Origin of the sequence: Mycobacterium sp. IDR2000157661 (assembly GCF_022317005.1) — a bacterium.
In the GTDB taxonomy this organism is placed as follows: Bacteria; Actinomycetota; Actinomycetes; order Mycobacteriales; family Mycobacteriaceae; genus Mycobacterium.
On sequence record NZ_CP081006.1, the window covers coordinates 3,722,434 to 3,741,988 of the forward strand.

A 19,555-nucleotide genomic window follows, 5' to 3' on the forward strand; every position below is an offset into this window, starting at 1 on the left:
GTTCCTCCCGACGCGAACACCCCGCACCGCAGTCGTGCGGTTATCGACGGGATAACCCAGTGAGCCGCCCGAAAAACCTGGCTTAGCCGAGAAACCGGGCATGAATTTTTCGCCGTAACCGTCGGTCACCGACGAGAAGGCCCTCGCCACCCCTTCCCCCACCGCGCTGGTCCCGATCGCGCGAACGGCGTGCGGTAGTAATGGTGAGTGCCCCACCCCACGGTCCTGCTGCTGTCGACGTCGGACACCGACCTGATCACCGCGCGCTCCAGCGGCGCGAACTTCCGGTGGGCGAACCCGTCGCGACTCGTCGACGGCGAACTGCGCGAGTTGCTCGACGGGGCCGACATCGCGGTGGTGCGCATCCTCGGTGGCTACCGCGCATGGGAGGACGGCATCGACACCGTCGCGGCCAGCGGCGTGCCCACCGTGGTGGTCAGCGGTGAGCAGTCGCCCGACGCGGACCTGATGGGTCACTCGACCACCCCGGCCGGTGTCGCGCTGCAGGCGCACGTCTACCTGGCCCAGGGGGGCGTGGCCAACCTGCGTCAACTGCACGCGTTTCTGTCCGACACGCTGCTGATGACCGGGTTCGGGTTCAGCCCGCCTGAGGTGACGCCCACCTGGGGGGTGGTGCAGCGGCAGGGGCCCGCCACCGACGGCCCGACCGTGGCCGTGCTGTACTACCGCGCCCAGCATCTGGCGGGCAACACCGCCTACATCGACGCGCTGTGCGACGCCGTCGAGAACGCGGGCGGCCGTGCGCTGCCGGTGTTCTGCGCGTCGCTGCGCACCGCCGACACCGACCTGCTCGACGTGCTGGGCACCGCCGACGCGTTGGTGACCACGGTGCTCGCCGCCGGTGGCGCCACCCCGTCGGCGGCGGGTGCCGGCGGTTCCGACGACAGCTGGAACGTCGCGCATCTGGCCGCGCTGGACGTTCCCATCCTGCAGGGCCTGTGCCTGACGAGTCCGCGTGCGCAGTGGGCCACCAACGACGACGGGTTGTCTCCGCTCGACGTCGCGACACAGGTCGCCGTTCCGGAGTTCGACGGGCGCATCATCACTGTGCCGTTCTCGTTCAAGGAGATCGACGACGAGGGGCTGATCTCCTATGTCCCCGACCCCGAGCGCTGCGCGCGGGTCGCCGGACTGGCCCTGCGGCATGCCCGCCTGCGCAGCGTCCCCGCGGCTCGGAAACGGGTCGCCGTGGTGTTCTCGGCCTATCCGACCAAGCACGCCCGCATCGGCAACGCCGTAGGGCTCGACACTCCGGCCAGCGCGGTGCGGCTGCTGCGCGCGATGCGCGAGCACGGGTACTGCATCGACGACGTGGCCGGACCCGGCGACCTCGGCACGATCATCGCCTCCGGCGATGGGGACGCGCTGATTCACGCGCTGATCGAACGCGGCGGCCAGGACGCCGCCTGGCTCACTTCCGAGCAGCTCGAGGGCAACCCGATCCGGGTCTCCGCTGACGACTATCGCGAGTGGTTCGCCACCCTGCCCAGCGAGCTGACCGACGCGATCGTCCAACACTGGGGCCCGCCGCCCGGTGACCTGTTCGTCGACCGCAGCGTCGATCCCGAAGGCGAGATCGTGATCGCCGCGCTGCAGGCGGGCAACGTGGTGCTAATGGTGCAACCGCCGCGCGGCTTCGGCGAGAACCCCGTCGCGATCTACCACGATCCGGATCTGCCGCCCAGTCACCACTATCTGGCCGCCTACCACTGGATCGACAGCGAGTTCGGCGCGGATGCCGTCGTGCACCTGGGCAAGCACGGCAACCTGGAGTGGCTGCCGGGCAAGACGCTGGGCATGTCGGCGGCATGCGGATCCGACGCCGCCCTTGGTGACCTGCCCCTGATCTACCCGTTCCTGGTCAACGATCCGGGGGAGGGCACGCAGGCCAAGCGGCGGGCCCACGCCACGCTCGTCGACCACCTGATCCCGCCGATGGCGCGCGCCGAGAGTTACGGCGACATCGCGCGATTGGAACAACTGCTCGACGAGCACGCCAACGTCTCGGCGCTGGATCCCGGCAAGCTGCCTGCCATCCGCCAGCAGATCTGGACGCTGATGCGCGCGGCGAAGATGGACCACGACCTCGGACTGGACGAACGCCCCGAGGAGGACTCGTTCGACGACATGCTCCTGCATGTCGACGGTTGGCTCTGCGAGATCAAGGACGTCCAGATCCGCGATGGGTTGCACATTCTCGGTGAGAAACCCAGCGGCGAGGACGAACTCGACCTCGTGCTGGCGGTGCTGCGGGCCCGCCAACTGTTCGGCGGCGAGCAGACGGTGCCCGGTCTGCGTGAGGCGCTCGGTCTGGACGAGAACGGCGTGGAAGGCCGGGCCGATCGCACAGCCGTCGACGCCGCCGAGGCGCAGGCACGCGAACTCGTTGCAGCGCTACAGGATTCGGGCTGGGACCCGGCAGTGGTCGACACGCTGACCGACACCCCAGACGTCGCCGCCGTGCTCCGCTTCGCGGCCACCGAGGTGGTGCCGCGACTGGCAGGCACTGCCGATGAGATCGCCCAGATCCTGCGCGCCCTCGACGGTCGGTTCATCGCCGCCGGTCCATCCGGGTCGCCGCTGCGCGGTCTGGTCAACGTGCTGCCCACCGGCCGCAACTTCTACTCCGTGGACCCCAAGGCCGTGCCTTCGCGGCTGGCGTGGGAAACCGGTGTGGCCATGGCCGATTCGCTGCTGACCCGCTACCGCGACGACCACGGCGACTGGCCGCGCTCGGTCGGCCTGTCGGTGTGGGGCACGTCGGCGATGCGCACCTCGGGCGACGACATCGCCGAAGTTCTTGCCCTGCTCGGGGTCCGGCCGGTGTGGGACGAGGCCTCCCGCCGCGTCGTCGACCTGGAGCCGATCGCGCTCGCCGACCTCGGCAGGCCGCGTATCGACGTGACCGTGCGGATCTCCGGCTTCTTCCGCGACGCGTTCCCGCACGTCGTCACCATGCTCGACGACGCCGTGGCGCTGGTCGCCGGCCTCGACGAGCCGGCCGCCGACAACTATGTACGGGCCCACGCCCAGGCCGACCTCGCCGAGCACGGCGACCAGCGTCGCGCCACCACCAGGATCTTCGGGTCCAAGCCGGGCACCTACGGTGCCGGACTGCTGCAGCTGATCGACAGCCGCAATTGGCGCGACGACGCCGACCTCGCCGAGGTGTACACCGCATGGGGCGGGTTCGCCTACGGCCGCGGTCTCGACGGCGCGCCCGCCAGTGCCGACATGAACATCCAGTACCGCCGGATCGCCGTCGCGGCCAAGAACACCGACACCCGCGAGCACGACATCGCCGACTCCGACGACTACTTCCAGTACCACGGCGGCATGGTCGCGACGGTTCGGGCGCTGACCGGTACCTCGCCCGCGGCCTACATCGGCGACAACACCGGCCCCGACGCCGTGCGAACCCGCACCCTGTCCGAGGAGACCACCCGGGTGTTCCGCGCCCGCGTCGTCAACCCGCGCTGGATCAACGCCATGCGCCGGCACGGCTACAAGGGCGCCTTCGAGATGGCGGCCACGGTCGACTACCTGTTCGGCTACGACGCCACCGCCGGGGTGATGGCCGACTGGATGTACGAGCGGCTCTCGGCGGAGTACGTGCTCGACGACGAGAACCGCAAGTTCATGACCGAGTCGAACCCGTGGGCGCTGCACGGCATGGCCGAGCGACTGCTGGAGGCCGCCGACCGCGGCATGTGGGCCGCCCCGGAGAAGCCCACCCTCGACGGGCTGCGTCAGGTGCTGCTGGAGAGCGAGGGCGAGCTGGAGGGCTGACCGCTAGCACCTTCGCGCCCTGTACGCCGAATCGACGCGAACGCTAGGTTGGTGTCGTGCCTGCCACCTTCGCCGACGTCGCGCAATCCGAGTACATCCTGCTGACCACCTTCACCAAGGACGGCAGGGCCAAGCCGACGGCGATCTGGGCCGTGCCCCGGGGCGACGGGTTGGTGGCCATCACGCAGGAGAAGTCGTGGAAGGTCAAGCGCATCCGCAACACCCCGCGGGTCACCATCGCCACGTGCGACCGGCGTGGCAACCCGAAGGGGGAGCCGGTGGAGGCGGTCGCCACGATCCTGGACAAGTCGGCCAACGCCGACACCTATAACGCCATCGGCCGGCGCTACGGGCTGCTGGGCAAGACGTTCAACTTCTTCTCCAAGCTGCGCGGCGGCATGGACAACAACGTGACCCTCGAGATCAAGGCGGTGTGACGGTGGCACCGACCTTCGAGGACGTCTACGGCGAGAAGTACCTGTTGCTGACCACCTTCACCAAGGACGGAAGGCCCAAGCCGACACCGGTCTGGGGCGTGCCCGACGGCGACAAGCTCGTCATCATCACCGACGACGGGTCGTGGAAGACCAAGCGCATCAACAACACTGCGCGCGTGACGATCCAGAAGTGTGGTGTGCTGGGCAAGCCGAAGGGCGAACCGGTGGAGGCGGTCGCACGCAACCTGCCCAAGTCCGAAACCCGCCGCGTCTTCGAGATGGTGACCCGGCGCTACTGGTGGCACGCATGGTGGTGGATCCCGCAGGCGCTCGTTCGCGGGGGCATCGACAAGGTGCACTCGGCCATCGAGGTGACCGCGGCACCCGCCTAGCCCGCCGCCGAGAGGTGCTCGCCGAAGAACGCGAACACCCGGTCCCACGCATCGTTCGCGGCCGCCTCGTGATAGCCGAATCCGGTTATGCGCAGCAGCGGCTGACCGGGCAGCTTGTTGGCGAAGCTGTGCCCGGCGTCCGGGTACACCTTGATGTCGGCCTCGATTCCCTTGCCGGCGACGACCGTGCGCAGTTTGTCGGCGGCGCCGATGCCGATCGGGTCGCGACGGCCGAAGCTGGCGACGATCGGGCAGGCGCCGTCGAGCGTCTCGGCGAGCGGGCGGGGCAGCGGGGTGCCGTAGAACGGCGCCGAGGCGCCGAACCCCTTCGGCGACATGACGAGCGCGAACTGCCCGCCCATACAGAAGCCGGCGATGCCGACCGCCCCGGTGCACTCGGGCAGGGCCAGCACGTGCTCGCGCGCGGCCAGCACGTCGTCGAGGGCGCGCCCACGTTTGGTGAGCAGCTCGCGGAACACCCGGGTGATGCAGCGGGCCCGACCCCCGCGTGCGTACAGGTTCGGCGAGATGGCGATGAACCCCGCCGCGGCGACCCGCGCCGATATCGCCTCGTTGTCGGGGCCGTAGCCGATCGCATCGTGCACGATGACGACCGCGGGCCACGGTCCCGGCCCCCGCGGTACGCCGAGTAGCGCGTCGATCGGGCCGTCGGGCGTGTCGATCTCGATTCTGGCCACGGCTTCAATCTAGGGCCATTCGCGGAACCCGGCCGGGGCGTTCGCACGTTCACCCCGTATGGCGATGCGGCTGTTCCTGCTCTACGTGGTCATCGAGCTCGTGGTCGTCGTGGCGCTGGCCTCGACCATCGGGCTCGGTTGGACGCTGATCGCGGTCCTGACGACGTTCCTGGTGGGGCTGGCCCTGGCCGGGTCGCAGATCAAACGCCACATCCGCCGGCTGCGATCGGGTCTGACCGTCTCGAACGCGCACGGTGCGGCCACCGACAGCGTGCTGGTCGCACTCGGCACGGTCTTCGTCGTGATCCCGGGGCTGGCCAGTTCCCTGCTCGGCGTGTTGCTGCTGCTGCCGCCGACCCGCGCGGTCGGGCGGCCGCTGGTGACCGCATTGGCCGCGCGCCGGATGCCGTTGATCACCGCTGGTGTCGCGGGATTCGGTGCGGCCAGGGCGCGGCGCGAGTACATCGACGGCGAGGTCGTCGACGTCCACGACGGTCCCGTCGGTCCCGTCGTGGAGCAGCAGGCGGTGGAGCGGGCGCGCCACACCGACGAGGGGCGTGAGAACCCCCCGCCGCACATCCGAGGAGCATGAGAATCGTCGGGTGACGACCCTCCTGCTGAACGGGCGCATTCACAGCCCGGCGATGCCCGACGCCACGGCATTCGCGGTACGCGACGGCGTCGTCGCCTGGCTGGGCAGCGACGACGTCGGTCGCGTCCAGTACCCGGATGCGCACGTCGTCGACCTCGACGGCGCGTTCGTCGCACCCGCCTTCGTCGACAGCCATGTCCATCTGACGGCCACCGGGCTCACCGTCTCCGGACTCGACTTGCGGCAGGCCACCTCGGTGCGGGATTGCCTGGACCTGCTTGCCGACTACGTCCGCACGCACCCCGACGGGCCGGTGTGGGGCCACGGATGGGACGAGTCGGGATGGCCCGAACGCACGGCGCCGAGCACGGACGACGTCGACGCCGTGGTCGGCGACCGGCCGGCCTACCTGGCCCGCATCGACGTGCACTCGGCGGCCGCGTCTTCCGGGTTGCGCCGGTTGGCGCCCGGACTGGCCGGCGCGCAGGGCTATGCGCCGCAAGGCCCGCTGACCGCCCACGCGCACCATCTGGCCCGCGCCGCCGCCCGCGCCCGTCTCACCGCCGAGCAGCGTCGTCGGGCCCGGCTGGCGGCGCTGGACGCCGCAGCCGCCATGGGCATCGTCGCGGTCTGCGAGTGCGGGGGACCCGACATCGGCGGCCTCGACGACTGGGACGAGATCCACGCCCTCGGGCACGGCGTCGAGATCGTCGGCTACTGGGGGGAGGCCGTCTCCGACGCCGAGCAGGCCAAGGCGCTGATCGCACGGACGGGCGCGCGCGGACTGGCCGGTGATCTGTTCGTCGACGGGGCGCTGGGGTCACGCACGGCATGGCTGCAGCGCCCGTACGCCGACGCGCCGGACTGTCTCGGCAACAGCTATCTGGGCGGCGAGGCGATCGCCGCCCATCTGCGGGCGTGCACCGAGGCGGGTGTCGCGGCCGGCTTCCACGTCATCGGCGACGCGGCGGTCAGCACGGTCGTCGACGCGTTGGCCGAGGTCGTCGAGATGTTCGGCGCGGCCGCGGTGGCCCGGTGCGGACACCGGCTCGAGCACCTCGAGATGGTCACCGAGGAACAGGCCCGGCTGCTGGGGAACTGGGGTGTGTTCGCCAGTGTGCAGCCGAATTTCGACGCGCTGTGGGGCGGCGACACCGGCATGTACGCCCAGCGTCTGGGCGCCGAGCGGGCCAGGTCGTTGAACCCCTTCGCGCTGTTAGCATCCGAAGGCGTGCCTCTCGCCTTCGGCTCCGACAGCCCCGTGACCGGAATGGACCCGTGGGCCACGGTGCGCGCGGCGGCCCGGCATCGGACGCCCGGCAGTGCGGTCTCGCCGCGGGCGGCCTTCGCGGCGCTGACCCGCGGCGCGTGGCGGGCGGCCGGTGTGCGCGACGGGGTCGCGGGCACGTTGGTTCCCGGTGCGCCGGCGTCCTACGCGGTGTGGGACACCGACGATCTCGAGGTCAGCGCCCCGGCCGATGCGGTGCAGCGGTGGTCGACCGATCAGCGGTCGCGCGTACCCGCCCTGCCCGCACTCGACGGCCCGTCGCCCCGCTGCCTGCAGACCGTTCACCGGGGTGTCACCATCCATGGCTGAGGTTTCCGTCGACCACGAAACCCCCGCTCCCGGCCGTGCTGCGCGGTGGGGACAGGCCGTGGCCGCCCGGTTGCCGCAACTCGGGCTCGCCATCGTCGCGGGGATCCTGTTATGTCTGAGCTTCCCGCCGTTCGGCTGGTGGTACCTGGGGGTCCTGGCGTTCGTCTCGCTGGCCTGGGTGCTGACCCGCGAGACCACGACCATCGCGGGCGGCTTCGGCTACGGCTTCGTCTTCGGCGCGGCGTTCTACCTGCCGCTGCTGCCGTGGGTCGGCGCGTTCGTCGGGCCGGTGCCGTGGATCGGGCTGGCACTCGTCGAGTCGCTGTTCCCGGCGCTGTTCGCCGCGGGCGCGGTCGTGGTCCGGCGGCTGCCGGGGTGGCCGCTGTGGTTCGCCGGACTGTGGTCGCTGCAGGAGTGGCTGAAGGCGACGGTGCCGTTCGGCGGGTTTCCGTGGGGCAACGTCGCGTTCAGCCAGACCGAGGGCGCCTTGCGGTCCATTGCGCAGCTGGGTGGCGCGCCGCTGGTGTCCTTCGCGGTGGTGCTGACCGGGTTCAGCGTGGCCGCGATCGCTTTCGAGATCGCGCAGCGGTGGCGGCACGAAGCGGCGGGCGACGACGCGCCGCCCGCGGTGGTGCTGCCGGGGCTGTGCATCGTGGCGGTGCTGCTGGTCACGGCGCTGACGTGGCCGCATGTCCGCCAGTCGGGTCTCGGCGCCGGCGACGACCAGTCGATCACCGTAGCGGCCGTGCAGGGCAACGTGCCGCGACTCGGCCTGGACTTCAACGCCCAACGACGCGCGGTGCTCGACAACCACGTCAGCGAGACGATGCGGCTGGCCCAGGACGTGCGCGCGGGCAGGGCGCCGCAGCCCCGGTTCGTCGTCTGGCCGGAGAACTCCTCCGACATCGACCCGTTGGCCAACCCGGATGCCCGCGAGTTGATCTCGTCGGCGGCGAAGGCGATCGACGCCCCGATCCTGGTCGGCGGTGTGGTGGCGGCGCCGGGCAACAGCCCCGACAACCCGGTGGCGACGAACTCGGTGATCGTGTGGAATCCGGACGGTGGACCGGCCGATCGTCACGACAAGCAGATCGTGCAGCCGTTCGGCGAATACCTGCCGTGGCGCGGTTTCTTCAGCCGGTTCTCCGCGTATGCCGAGCGGGCCGGCTACTTCCTGCCCGGTGACGGCGCCGGGGTGGTGCAGGTCGCGGGCGTCCCGGTCGGCGTGGCCACGTGCTGGGAGGTGATCTTCGACCGGGCTCCGCGCGAATCGGTGCGCAACGGCGCCCAGCTGGTGGTGGTGCCTGCCAACAACGCGACGTTCACCGAGGCGATGAGCGAGCAGATGCTCGCGTTCGCCCGGCTGAGGGCGGTCGAACACGACCGCTACGTGGTGGTGGCGGGCACGACGGGCATCAGCGCGATCGTCGCGCCCGACGGCCGGGAGCTGGCGCGCACCGAGTTCTTCGAGCCGGACTACCTCGACGGCTCGGTACGCCTGAAGACCCAGCTGACGTTCGCCACGCAATGGGGTCCGCTGGTCGAGGGACTGCTTATCCTGCTCGGCGTCGGCAGTGTGATCGCCGCAATACTGCACAATGGATCCTTTGTGCGCCGTCGAACCGACGGCGACAACGCCAGAGGAGCCACATGACCACGGGCCAGGGGCCGGTGCAACGCCCAAGCCAGCGCACGCTGGTCATCATTCCCACGTACAACGAGCGGGAGAACCTGCCCCTGATCGTCGGGCGGGTCCAGCAGGCGCGTCCCGACGTGCACATCCTGATCGTCGACGACGGCAGCCCCGACGGCACCGGCGAGTTGGCCGACGAACTGGCCCTCGCCGACCCGGACCGCGTCCACGTCATGCACCGCACCACGAAGGGCGGTCTCGGCGCCGCTTACATCGCCGGTTTCGGCTGGGGTCTGGGCCGGGAGTATTCGGTGCTCGTCGAGATGGACGCCGACGGCAGCCACCCGCCCGAACAGCTCTACCGGCTGCTCGACGCCGTCGACGCCGGCGCCGACCTGGTGATCGGCTCCCGGTATGTGAGCGGGGGAGAGGTCCGCAACTGGCCGCGCAGGCGCATGGTGCTCTCCCGCACCGCCAACGGCTACTCGCGCATCCTGCTCGGCGTCGACATTCACGACATCACCGCCGGCTACCGGGCCTACCGCCGCGAGGTGCTCGAGAAGATCGACCTCTCCGCGGTCGACTCCAAAGGTTACTGCTTCCAGATCGACCTGACCTGGCGCACCATCAACAACGGGTTCGTCGTCGTCGAGGTGCCGATCACGTTCACCGAACGAGAGTACGGCCAGTCGAAGATGAGCGGCTCCAACATCCGCGAGGCCCTGTTCAAGGTCGCCGAGTGGGGTGTTCGCGGGCGCCTCGATCGCGCCCGCGGAGTCGGCATCACACGCTGAGCTGCGGCTCAGCCGCCGCGTTCAGCCCCGGCGGCGAGCCTTGATGATGTCGAGGCGCTCCTTGAGCAGTTCCTCGAGTTCCTCCACCGAGCGGCGCTCCAGCAGCATGTCCCAGTGGGTGCGCGGGGGCTTGGTCTTCTTCGGCTCGGGCGCATTGCCCTCGATCAAGGTGCCTTCCATGCCGTTGCGGCACAGCCAGGTGTGGGGGATCTCGGCGTCGTCGGCGAACGGGACGTCGAACTCCTCGCCGTTGTCGGTGCGGTAACGGGCAACCTGACGCGGCGCCAAGTCGTGGTTGCGGTCGGTCTCGTAGCTCACGGCTCCGAGCCGACTCCCCCTCAGGACACGATCAGCCATCGTCAACACTCCTCGATTGATTTCGTCCGGTGAATCAACGCAGCAGCACGCCGCACGGTTCCCGACTCGACCCTTCATGATACCGGGAATCGCGCGCGTCCCCGTCTACAGTCACCTTCCGTGGAGCACGGGATCAACAAGCGGCTGCGTCCCCAATCCTGCCGCTGGTGCGGCCGCGAAGTGGCCGACGCCGGGCTCGGCAGGCGCCGTCAGTACTGCAGGCAGTCATGCCGCCAACGGGCCTATGAGCAGCGCGCCCAGATCAAGGGCACGACGCTTGCGCCGGATGCGGTGGTGCTCAGCGCCGACGAGGCCGCCGAGCTCTCCGATCGCGTCTATCAGGTCAGGTGTGCCGCCGAAGACGTCGCGACGGCGGTGGAGGAGGGCGCCGCACCCGAGGAGCTGCGGGGTCTGTGTGACGCGCTGGTGCGAGCGGCCAAGGCGGCCGACGGGTGGAGATGAGGTGAACCATCGCGCGCGCTGGTTCGTCGTCACGATGACCAGCAACAACTCCTGCGATGGGACCGGCCGTGACCCTCTTGACCGCCAAGTCGCCAGCCTCCACGCCCACGGCGTCCGGTGTCTGGCGCTTCGACTCCTTCGTGCTCGACACACAGCGTTTTCGACTGCGCCGCGACGGTGAGGTGATCCGCGTCGAGCCGCAGGTGTTCGACGTGCTGACGCAGTTGGTCCGCCACCATGACCGCGTCGTTTCCAAGGAGGAGCTGTTCGACTCCGTGTGGGGTGGCCGTTTCGTCGGCGAGGCGGCGTTGACAAGTCGCATCAAGGCCGTGCGCCGGGCGCTCGGCGACGACGGCGAGTCCCAGCGCTACATCCGCACCGCACGTGGCCGCGGCTACCAGTTCGTCGGCACCCTGCTCGACGAGACCGCGCCCCCGCCACCCGCAGAACCGCAAGTCGCACCACCCGCCCCACGCCAGCACGTCGCGTTCTGCCGGGCCGCCGACCACGTGCGCCTGGCTTACGCGGTCGCAGGCGACGGTCCGCCGCTGGTGCGTGCGGCGAACTGGCTGACCCATCTCGGCTACGACGTCGAGAGCCCGGTGTGGCGACACTGGGTCCGCGACCTGTCGGCGCGGTACCGCTTCGTCCGCTATGACGAACGCGGTTGCGGCCTGTCCGACTGGGAAGCAGGCGAATTCACGTTCGACGACTGGGTGGCCGATCTGGAGTCGGTGGTCGAGACACTCGGGCTGGAACGCTTTCCGCTGCTGGGTGTCTCACAGGGCGGCGCGGTTGCGGTGGCCTATGCCGCGCGGCACCCGGAGCGGGTCAGCCACCTGGTGCTGTGCGGGGCCTATGCCCGCGGCCGTACGGTGCGCGCCGTCGGTGACGACGAGAAGCGTGCTGCGGCACTGGATGCAGAGCTCGCCAGAGTCGGCTGGGGTGGTGACGACCCCGCGTTCCGGCAGGTGTTCGCCGCGCAGTTCCTGCCCGACGGCACCCGGGCCGACTGGGCCGCGTTCGACCAACTGCAACGCCGCACCACCTCGCCGGAGAACGCGGTGCGCTTCCTCGAGGAGTTCGGCCGCATCGACGTGCGCGACCTGGCCCGTGACGTGTCCTGCCCGACGCTGATCATGCACTCGCGCGACGACCGCCGGGTGCCGATGCGGTTCGGCGAGGAACTGGCGTCGCTGATCGGCGAGTCGCGGCTGGTCGCACTGGCGAGCAACAACCACCTGCTCACCGCGACCGAGCCAGCCTGGCAGGTGTTCCGCGGCGAACTCGACGCCTTCCTCGCCCTGTGACGCGCGCGCAGCAGATCTCCACGCAATCTCCACCTGATCTTCATGTACCGCGCGGCCGGGCGGCCCATGCTGATCATATGACGAAGATGACGCGGACTCTGCTCGTGGGTATCGGCGCGATGGTCGCGTTCGGCACCCTGCCCGCCTGTTCGGGCGGATCGTCCACCGAGGCGACGCCGACCTCGCAGGCCACCACCACGACGGCCGCTGCGTTTCCGCAGTCGGCGAGGTACGTCGCCGACATGAAATCGGCCGACGGAAAGTCGATGACCATCGGCCTCGCCGTCGAGGGCGCGGACGTCGCCGCCTACGCCTGCAACGGCACCGACGACGAGGCCTGGTTCTTCGGCAGCCAGACCGACGGCAGGATCGACCTCACGTCGCGGTTCCGCGACACCTTGATGGCCGAGTTCGACGGCGCCGACCTCGAGGGCAACCTCATGATGAACGGCGTCGCCTACGACTTCACCGCGCTGCCGGTGTCCGGCCCGGCGGGCATGTACACCGCGGAGGCTGACGGTGTCCGGGCGTCATGGGTGGTCCGGGAGGACGGCTCCTCGATCGGGGTCCAGTTCCGCACCGACAGCGTCGGCGACATCACCCAGGCCGAGATCCAGCAGCTGGCCGACGCGCAGTTCCGCGCGCAGGTGCGCAACAAGCGCCAGCTCCAACAGGCTCAGCAGATCACCCGGCTGTCCGATGGGCGCATGAGCTCGACGATCAACGGCACGCAGGCCACCCCGACGCTGGTGACCGGCAGCTTCCGACTCGGCTGACTTCTTCGGCGAGCAGACGCAAAATACTAGCGGGCATGACGCGGATCCACCCGGAGCGAGCCCGCGCCGAAGCCCGCCCACCCGAGCCGGTCTGATCCATCCGAGGGGACAAGCGCTACTATCTGCGTATGAATGCAGATAACCAGGTCTGCTCTCGGCGCCTGGCCGACGAACAGGCCGATCTCGTCGTCGAAGTGTTCCGGATGCTGGCCGATGCGACGCGCGTCCAGCTGCTGTGGGCGCTGGTGGACCGCGAGATGGCGGTTAACGACCTCGCTGCACGCGTCGGCAAGCCCGCGCCGTCGGTGTCGCAGCACCTGGCCAAGCTCCGGATGGCCCGGCTGGTACGCACCAGACGAGAAGGCACACAGGTCTTCTACCGGCTCGAGAACGACCACGTCCGCCAGCTGGTCGCCGACGCGGTGCACAACGCAGAGCACGCCGCTGGTGGAGTGCCTGCTCATCACCTCGATGACAGCGAGCTGCGCATCCTGCACGACGAGGCGGCGGGCTGATGGGGTCGGGTCACAGTCACGACCACTCCCACCGCGCAGACGATGCGCTGCGAGACAGCGCGGCCGGGATCCGCGCCGTCAAGGTGAGCCTGGCGGTGTTGGGCCTGACCGCGGCCGTACAACTGGTGATCGTCATCGTCTCCGGATCGGTCGCATTGCTGGCCGATACCGTGCACAACGTCTCGGATGCCCTGACCGCAGTGCCGTTGTGGATCGCATTCGCGATGAGCCGGCGGGCGGCGACCAGGAGATACACCTACGGCTTCGGACGAGTCGAGGACCTCGCCGGACTGTTCGTGCTCGCCGTCATCGCGTTGTCCGCGGTGGTCGCCGCGGTCGAGGGTGTGCGCCGGCTTGTCGACCCCCTGCCGCTGTCTCATCTGAGCTGGGTCGCGGCGGCGGGCGTCATCGGGTTCGTCGGAAACGAGGCAGTCGCGGTCTACCGAATCCGCGTCGGCCGGCGCATCGGTTCGGCGGCCCTGCGGGCGGACGGCATGCACGCGCGCGCAGACGGCTTGACGTCGCTCGCCGTCGTGGGCGGTGCAATCGGGGTGGGGCTGGGATTTCCCGCCGCCGATCCCATCATCGGCCTGGTCATCGCCGGCGCGATCGCTGTGGTGCTGGTGTTCGCGGCGCGCGACGTCTTCGGCCGCCTGCTCGATCGCGTCGACGCCGAGATCGTCGACACCGCCCACCGTGTACTGGCCCGCCAACCGGAGGTCCGCCAGGTCCGACGCCTGCGGATGCGGTGGGTCGGTCACGAGTTGCAGGCCGACACCGAACTCGACGTCGATCCGTCACTGAGCCTGGTCGAAGCGCACAACCTCGCACACGAAGCCGAACACACGCTCGTCCGCGCGATCCCGAAGCTCGGCTCGGTCGTCGTGCACGCCTACCCGGGGCATGAGCCCGCCGTCAGCAGCTGAACATCTCGCCGATCAGCGGCGGCGCGGTCACTGGCTGCAGGCAGCCGAAGGGCTCGATGCCGGCGTCGCTGAACCGCACCGCCGACTGCTGGGCCGTGCTGGCGCAGAACAAGCCGGCGGTGTCGCTGCGGCAACGGTAGTCACCGAACGTCAGCGCCTCGCCGTAGGCCAATTCCGGGCCCTTGCCTGCGGTGAAGCGTCCGGGGTCACCGTGCAGCGACCCCACGGCGACGCTGGCGCCGTCGTAGTCGACCCAGCCGCCCTTCCATTCCCCGTAGGCGTCCTGCGGTCGCGGCGGCGGATCGACGAGGTCCACCAGGCAGGCCAGCGCGCCGTCACCCTGCTGCGAGTCGGTCATGCAAGTGGTCTTGCCCGACGGCGTGGTGAACGCGACGTCGTCGCCGAGCTCGGTCGTCTGACCCTCGCGAAACGCGACGTGGTACTGCCCTGCGTCGGCCGCATCGCCGGCGTCGATCCAGGCGATGACGTCGGCGACCGGGGCGCCCGCGGCCGGTGGGGCGGCCGCCTTGGTCGTCGTTGTGGTGGGCGTCGTGGGCGACGGCGAGCTCGCCGACCGGTCCGGCGGGATGGGTTCGATCCGTTCGGCCTGCCCGTCTGTAGCGGTCGAACACCCTCCGACCAGCACACAAGCCGCGATGAGCACAGCCATTCGCATACCGGCCAGGCTAGCGGCCCGACACGCGATCCCCGGTCAGGCGCGGCGACGGTGGGTCATTCGCTACCGTCGGGTGATGCACGAACACACCGTCCGCGTGACCACCGCGTCGGGCACCGTCGAGGGCTTCACCCGCGATGGCGTGCATCGGTGGCGGGCCATTCCATACGCCCGTCCGCCGGTGGGCCCGTTGCGGCTGCGCGCACCGCAGCCCGTGCTCCCGTGGCGCGGCGTGCGCTACTGCCACGGCCACGGCAACTGTGCGCCCCAGCAGCGCATGTACACCCTCCTCGCGCCGGGCAAGTACCAGCCGATGAGCGAGGACTGCCTGACACTTAACGTGGTCACCCCCAAGAAGAGGTTCGACGAGCCGCTTCCGGTCATGGTCTTCATTCACGGTGGCGGCTACTTCATGGGCAGTTCGGCGACCCCCATCTACGACGGCGCCGCGCTGGCCCGCAAGGGCTGTGTGTACGTCTCGGTGAACTACCGCCTGGGACCGCTGGGATGTCTGGACCTGTCGTCGTTGTCCGACGCCGAGCACTCCTTCGACGACAACCTGTATCTGCGCGATCTGGTGATGTCGCTGCAGTGGGTGCGCGACAACATCGCCGCGTTCGGCGGTGATGCCGACAATGTCACCATCTTCGGCGAGAGCGCAGGCGCCCACGCCGTCGCCACCCTGCTGGCCGTGCCGGCAGCCAAAGGACTGTTCGCGCAAGCTATTTCGGAGAGCCCGGCAGCGGGCATGGTGCGCACGCCGGAGGTGGCCGCCCAGTATGCGACGCGGTTCGCCGCCCTGCTCGGAGCACCCGACGGTGACGGCGCGGCGGCCGTGATGTCCGCGCGTCCCACCGAGCTTGTCAGCGCCTTCGAGCGGTTGATCCGGCAGGGTCAACGCGAGATGCTCGGCGCGTTCGCCGCGGGGCCCACCAACGCCACCGACTACCTGCCGCTGGACCCGGTGGAGGCGATGCGCACCGGCGCGGCCCACCGAGTGCCGCTCATCGTGGGGACCAACGCCGAGGAGGCCAGGCTGTTCGGCCGGTTCCTCAAGCTGCTGCCGATGACGGAGACGATGATCGAGCAGCTGCTGGCGCAGGCGGAACCCGCTGAGCGCGAACGCATCAGGGCCGCCTACCCGAACTATCCGGATCCGGCGGCGTGCGTGCAGTTCGGTGGCGACTTCGCCTTCGGATCGGCGGCTTGGCAGATCGCCGAGGCGCACAGCGCCCATGCGCCGACGTACCTGTACCGCTACGACTACGCGCCACGGCCGCTGCGCTGGTCGGGTCTGGGCGCCACGCACGCCACCGAGCTGCTGGCGGTGTTCGACACCTACCGGACGAACTTCGGACGGCTGCTGACCGCCGTCGGTGACCGGCGCACGGCGCTGCGGGTCAGCGACGACGTGCAGGGCCGCTGGCGCGAATTCGCCCGCACCGGTGTGCCCGGCGCGGGCTGGCCCGCCTATACCAGCGCCGATCGCGCGGTGCAGGTGTTCGACCGCCGCCCCCGCATCGAATACGACCCGCACGCCGCCCGCAGGCAGGCCTGGGAAGGCTTCTCACTGGCCGCGAGGTGACGTCACGCCCGCCGCCGCGGCTGAGTTGACACCCGTCAAAGTGTGACGTGGCGCACTGCCATGTTGGCCGGGTGCAGCCCACTGACACCCCCGCGATCGAACGTCCGGCGGACCTGAACGCCGACTGGCTCGCCTCGGTCGTCGGCGCTCCGGTCGCCGGGTTCGGCTACGACCGCATCGGCACGGGTCAGATGAGCGAGTGCTATCGCGTCTCGCTGACCTATGCGGGCGACGAGCGCGGACCGGACACCGTGGTGCTCAAGGTCGCCGCCACCGATCCGGTGAGCAGGCAGACCGGGTTGGCGCTGGGCCTCTACGAGCGCGAGGTGCGGTTCTACACCGACATCGCTCCGCGCCTCGGCGGACCTGTCGCGCCGTGTTTCTCCTCAGCGTTCGACCCCGGCACCGGTGTGTTCCACCTGGTGCTCGGTGACGCCGGCCCGGCGGTGGTGGGCGACGAGATCCGCGGCGCCACAACGGAACAGGCGACGCTAGCGCTGGCCCAGCTGGGGCGGCTGCACGGTCCGCTGCTCGGCGACTCGGCGATGGCCAGCGCCGCTTGGCTCAACCGGGAGTCGCCGGTGAACCAGGCGCTGATCGGGCAGTTGTACGCGGGCTTCGCCGAGCGTTACGCGGCGATGATCGCGCCCGAGCATTCGATGGTGTGCCGGCGACTGGTCGGCGGCTTCGACGCGTATCTGGAAGCCGAGTCCGCGCCCGAGCGCATCAGCGGGCTGGTGCACGGGGACTACCGCCTCGACAACATGCTCTTCGGCCAGCCGGGCGCGGACCGGCCGCTCACCGTCGTCGACTGGCAGACCGTGGCATGGGGTCCGGCCATGACCGACGTGGCGTACTTCCTGGGCTGCGCGCTGCCGGTACAGATGCGCCGCGACCACTACGACGCCCTGCTGGCGGCCTATCACCAGGCGCTCGGCCCCGACGCGCCGATCGGTCTCGACGACGTACGCGAGGGTGTGCGCAGGCAGAGCTTCTTCGGGGTGATGATGGCGATCGTGTCGTCGATGCTCGTCGAGCGCACCGACCGCGGCGACGAGATGTTCATGACGATGCTGCAGCGCCACTGTCAGCACGTGCTGGATGTCGACGCGTTGAGCGTCCTGCCGGAACCGACTGTGCCCGAACCGCTGACACCGACACCGGCTGACGACGGCGAGCACCCCGCGGGAGGGGAACCGCTCTGGAACGAAAGCTGGTACTTCGACTTCGTCGACCCGCAGCAGGACATCGGCGGCTGGCTGCGGCTGGGGCGCTATCCCAACCTGGACACATCGTGGCTCAACGGATTGCTCTGCGGCCCGGGCATCCCGACCTATGCGCTGCTCGACTTCGAGGGCACCGGTGACGTCGAGATGACGTTGGACGCCACCGAACCGCTGACCACGTACCGGGTCACGATGCGCGGGAGCGGGCAGGCCCACGACGATCCGGCCGCACTGCTGCGCGACGAACCCGGCAGGCCCGTCGACATGACCATGGACCTCGAGTGGACCACCGTCGGCGCGCCCTACCAGTACCGGATCACGCCGCGCTACGAGATCCCGTGCACGGTCACCGGCACCGTGACCGTTGAGGACCTGCGGTTCACGGTCACCGCGGTCCCCGGGCAGCGCGACCACTCATGGGGCGTGCGCGACTGGTGGTCGATGGAGTGGGTCTGGAGCGCACTGCATCTCGACGACGGCACGCATCTGCACGGCGTGGACATCCGAATCCCCGGCGCCCCGGCCATGGGCATCGGTTACATCCAGCGGGCGGATGCGCCGCTGGTCGAACTGCAGACGGTGACAGCGCGAGAGACGTTCGCCGACAACGGTTTACCATTACAGACGACGCTGACTCTGGCACCTGGCGACGTCACCGCGACCGTCGACGTCCGCGGACACGCCCCGGTGCTGCTGCGGTCCTCGGACGGCCGGGTGAGTCACTTCCCGCGGGCCTGGGTGACGGTGGCGACGGCCGACGGTCGCAGCGGTGTGGGCTGGGTGGAATGGAACCGCAACCAACCGTGACGCGTGGGTGTCCGCGAGCGGGTGTCAGCTCAGGCGGGCGCTGTCGTCGTCGAGGTCGTCGCGGCTCAAGCCCATCGGCGTGGCGGCAGGCAGGTCGCCTGCGGCGACGACCTTGCGGGTGATCGGCGTCAACGCGCGGAACAGCGCTTCGACCTCGCCGTCGTCCAGCGCATCGAGAGCCGACAGCGCCAGCCGGTCGGTGCTGTGCTCTACCTCCTGCTTGAGGGCGCGGCCGCTGTCGGTGAGGTCCTCACCGTCGAGCAGACCTCGCCGCGCCAATTCGTCCTGGTAGCCGCGCCACTGCTGGTCGTCGTAGTCGCGGCTGCGCATGATCATCTCTTTGGGCACCCGGCCGGCCGCCGCGTGCAACACGTTGCACGCCCGGCCCGAGACACCCAGCGTCGTGAGCACGGCGACGTGGCCGTCGCCGCGTTGTTCGCGCAGCAGCGTGGTCGCGTGCCAGAGCTTGGCCAGCGGTTCGTCGGGCCACTCCAACGCCCTATTCGCCGCGAACAGCGCGCGGCCGTCGATCGGGGCCGTGCGTGCCGCCTTCGCCGCCAGTTCGGCGGCGGTGTACACGTCGTCGCCGTCCCCGACGCCGTACCGGCGCAGCGCCGCCACCGCGGACTCGAGTCGTGCGCGCAGCGCCGCCGACGGCGGCGCGACGTCCCACGCGGCGGGCAGGGCCTTGGCGACGCGCTGCGGCGCGAAGTTGTAGAACGCCGCCGAGACAACCTCGGGCGGCACCACACCGAAGGGCGCCGAGCGGGCCGCGAAGTAGCCCATCCAGAAACCCTTGTAGCCGAGCCCGTCGAGTGCGGCGCGGGCTTCGGGGGCGAAATAGGTGACGGCGTGCACGGGTTCGAGACGGTCGAAGAACCTGCGCGCCAGCGTTGATGGCCTGTCCACCCTCGCAGTCAACCATTCGGCCCTCGCCGCCTTGCACGCATGCCTCCCGGCAC

18 protein-coding genes are annotated in these 19,555 nt (G+C 70.0%); 14 read left to right on the top strand and 4 right to left on the bottom strand.

Going from position 1 to position 19,555, the window contains the following annotated elements; all coding sequences use genetic code 11:
• Positions 1–207: 207 nt before the first annotated feature.
• From cobN to K3G64_RS19225, 3 genes are read left to right on the top strand one after another with little or no spacing between them, the layout of a single operon-like run.
• On the top strand, positions 208–3,810 hold the full coding sequence (gene cobN, locus K3G64_RS19215) for a cobaltochelatase subunit CobN (protein ID WP_238886550.1): 3,603 nt from the start codon (positions 208–210) through the stop codon (positions 3,808–3,810).
• 56 nt (positions 3,811–3,866) lie between these two features.
• Positions 3,867–4,247, top strand: coding sequence for a PPOX class F420-dependent oxidoreductase (locus tag K3G64_RS19220; RefSeq protein WP_238886551.1), 381 nt, complete (start codon positions 3,867–3,869; stop codon positions 4,245–4,247).
• Between the two features lie 2 nt (positions 4,248–4,249).
• Positions 4,250–4,639 (top strand): PPOX class F420-dependent oxidoreductase, encoded by a 390-nt coding sequence (locus tag K3G64_RS19225; RefSeq protein ID WP_238886552.1) that lies wholly within the window; start codon positions 4,250–4,252, stop codon positions 4,637–4,639.
• Here the strand turns inward: K3G64_RS19225 and K3G64_RS19230 are convergent.
• Positions 4,636–5,337, bottom strand: coding sequence for a dienelactone hydrolase family protein (locus K3G64_RS19230; protein WP_238886553.1), 702 nt, complete (start codon positions 5,335–5,337; stop codon positions 4,636–4,638). The genes K3G64_RS19225 and K3G64_RS19230 overlap by 4 nt on opposite strands.
• 58 nt (positions 5,338–5,395) lie before the next feature.
• Here K3G64_RS19230 and K3G64_RS19235 point away from each other — a divergent pair, with 58 nt between their 5' ends.
• The 4 genes from K3G64_RS19235 to K3G64_RS19250 are packed head-to-tail and all read left to right on the top strand — an operon-like array spanning position 5,396 to position 9,953.
• Entirely contained in the window at positions 5,396–5,929 is a 534-nt protein-coding gene (locus K3G64_RS19235; RefSeq protein WP_238886555.1) for an FxsA family protein, read from the top strand.
• A gap of 10 nt (positions 5,930–5,939) precedes the next feature.
• Positions 5,940–7,526 (top strand): amidohydrolase, encoded by a 1,587-nt coding sequence (locus tag K3G64_RS19240; protein ID WP_238886557.1) that lies wholly within the window; start codon positions 5,940–5,942, stop codon positions 7,524–7,526.
• Positions 7,519–9,180 (top strand): apolipoprotein N-acyltransferase, encoded by a 1,662-nt coding sequence (lnt, locus tag K3G64_RS19245; RefSeq protein ID WP_370646994.1) that lies wholly within the window; start codon positions 7,519–7,521, stop codon positions 9,178–9,180. The genes K3G64_RS19240 and lnt overlap by 8 nt, the downstream gene beginning before the upstream one ends.
• Complete coding sequence (locus K3G64_RS19250; RefSeq protein ID WP_370646995.1) at positions 9,177–9,953, top strand: polyprenol monophosphomannose synthase; 777 nt, start codon at positions 9,177–9,179, stop codon at positions 9,951–9,953. The genes lnt and K3G64_RS19250 overlap by 4 nt, the downstream gene beginning before the upstream one ends.
• Positions 9,954–9,974: 21 nt before the next feature.
• On the opposite strand, the gene K3G64_RS19255 is transcribed toward K3G64_RS19250, so the two are convergent.
• A complete protein-coding gene (locus K3G64_RS19255; RefSeq protein ID WP_238886558.1) occupies positions 9,975–10,310 on the bottom strand; it encodes an RNA polymerase-binding protein RbpA in 336 nt (111 codons plus the stop codon).
• 132 nt (positions 10,311–10,442) lie between these two features.
• On the opposite strand from K3G64_RS19255, the gene K3G64_RS19260 reads away from it, so the two are divergent.
• From K3G64_RS19260 to K3G64_RS19280, 5 genes are all read left to right on the top strand, one after another.
• Positions 10,443–10,772: a hypothetical protein gene (locus K3G64_RS19260; RefSeq protein WP_370647225.1), complete on the top strand. Its 330-nt coding sequence runs from the start codon at positions 10,443–10,445 to the stop codon at positions 10,770–10,772.
• Positions 10,773–10,828: 56 nt separating this feature from the next.
• Complete coding sequence (locus tag K3G64_RS19265) at positions 10,829–12,082, top strand: alpha/beta fold hydrolase (RefSeq protein WP_238886562.1); 1,254 nt, start codon at positions 10,829–10,831, stop codon at positions 12,080–12,082.
• 77 nt (positions 12,083–12,159) lie between these two features.
• Positions 12,160–12,858, top strand: a complete 699-nt coding sequence (locus tag K3G64_RS19270; RefSeq protein WP_238886564.1) for a hypothetical protein — start codon at positions 12,160–12,162, stop codon at positions 12,856–12,858.
• Positions 12,859–12,986: 128 nt separating this feature from the next.
• A complete protein-coding gene (locus tag K3G64_RS19275; RefSeq protein ID WP_238886566.1) occupies positions 12,987–13,373 on the top strand; it encodes an ArsR/SmtB family transcription factor in 387 nt (128 codons plus the stop codon).
• Entirely contained in the window at positions 13,373–14,299 is a 927-nt protein-coding gene (locus K3G64_RS19280) for a cation diffusion facilitator family transporter (protein WP_238886568.1), read from the top strand. The genes K3G64_RS19275 and K3G64_RS19280 overlap by 1 nt, the downstream gene beginning before the upstream one ends.
• Here the strand turns inward: K3G64_RS19280 and K3G64_RS19285 are convergent.
• Positions 14,289–14,975 (bottom strand): hypothetical protein, encoded by a 687-nt coding sequence (locus K3G64_RS19285; RefSeq protein ID WP_238886569.1) that lies wholly within the window; start codon positions 14,973–14,975, stop codon positions 14,289–14,291. The genes K3G64_RS19280 and K3G64_RS19285 overlap by 11 nt on opposite strands.
• A 76-nt stretch (positions 14,976–15,051) precedes the next feature.
• On the opposite strand from K3G64_RS19285, the gene K3G64_RS19290 reads away from it, so the two are divergent.
• Together K3G64_RS19290 and K3G64_RS19295 are read left to right on the top strand one after the other, a co-directional pair.
• Positions 15,052–16,560 carry a carboxylesterase/lipase family protein gene (locus tag K3G64_RS19290; RefSeq protein ID WP_238886571.1) on the top strand — a complete coding sequence of 503 codons (1,509 nt, stop codon included), beginning with the start codon at positions 15,052–15,054 and terminating at the stop codon, positions 16,558–16,560.
• A gap of 71 nt (positions 16,561–16,631) precedes the next feature.
• On the top strand, positions 16,632–18,593 hold the full coding sequence (locus tag K3G64_RS19295; protein WP_238886572.1) for an ecdysteroid 22-kinase family protein: 1,962 nt from the start codon (positions 16,632–16,634) through the stop codon (positions 18,591–18,593).
• Positions 18,594–18,617: 24 nt separating this feature from the next.
• Here the strand turns inward: K3G64_RS19295 and K3G64_RS19300 are convergent, their stop codons facing one another.
• Entirely contained in the window at positions 18,618–19,502 is an 885-nt protein-coding gene (locus K3G64_RS19300) for an SCO6745 family protein (RefSeq protein ID WP_238886573.1), read from the bottom strand.
• Between the last annotated feature and the right edge of the window lie 53 nt (positions 19,503–19,555).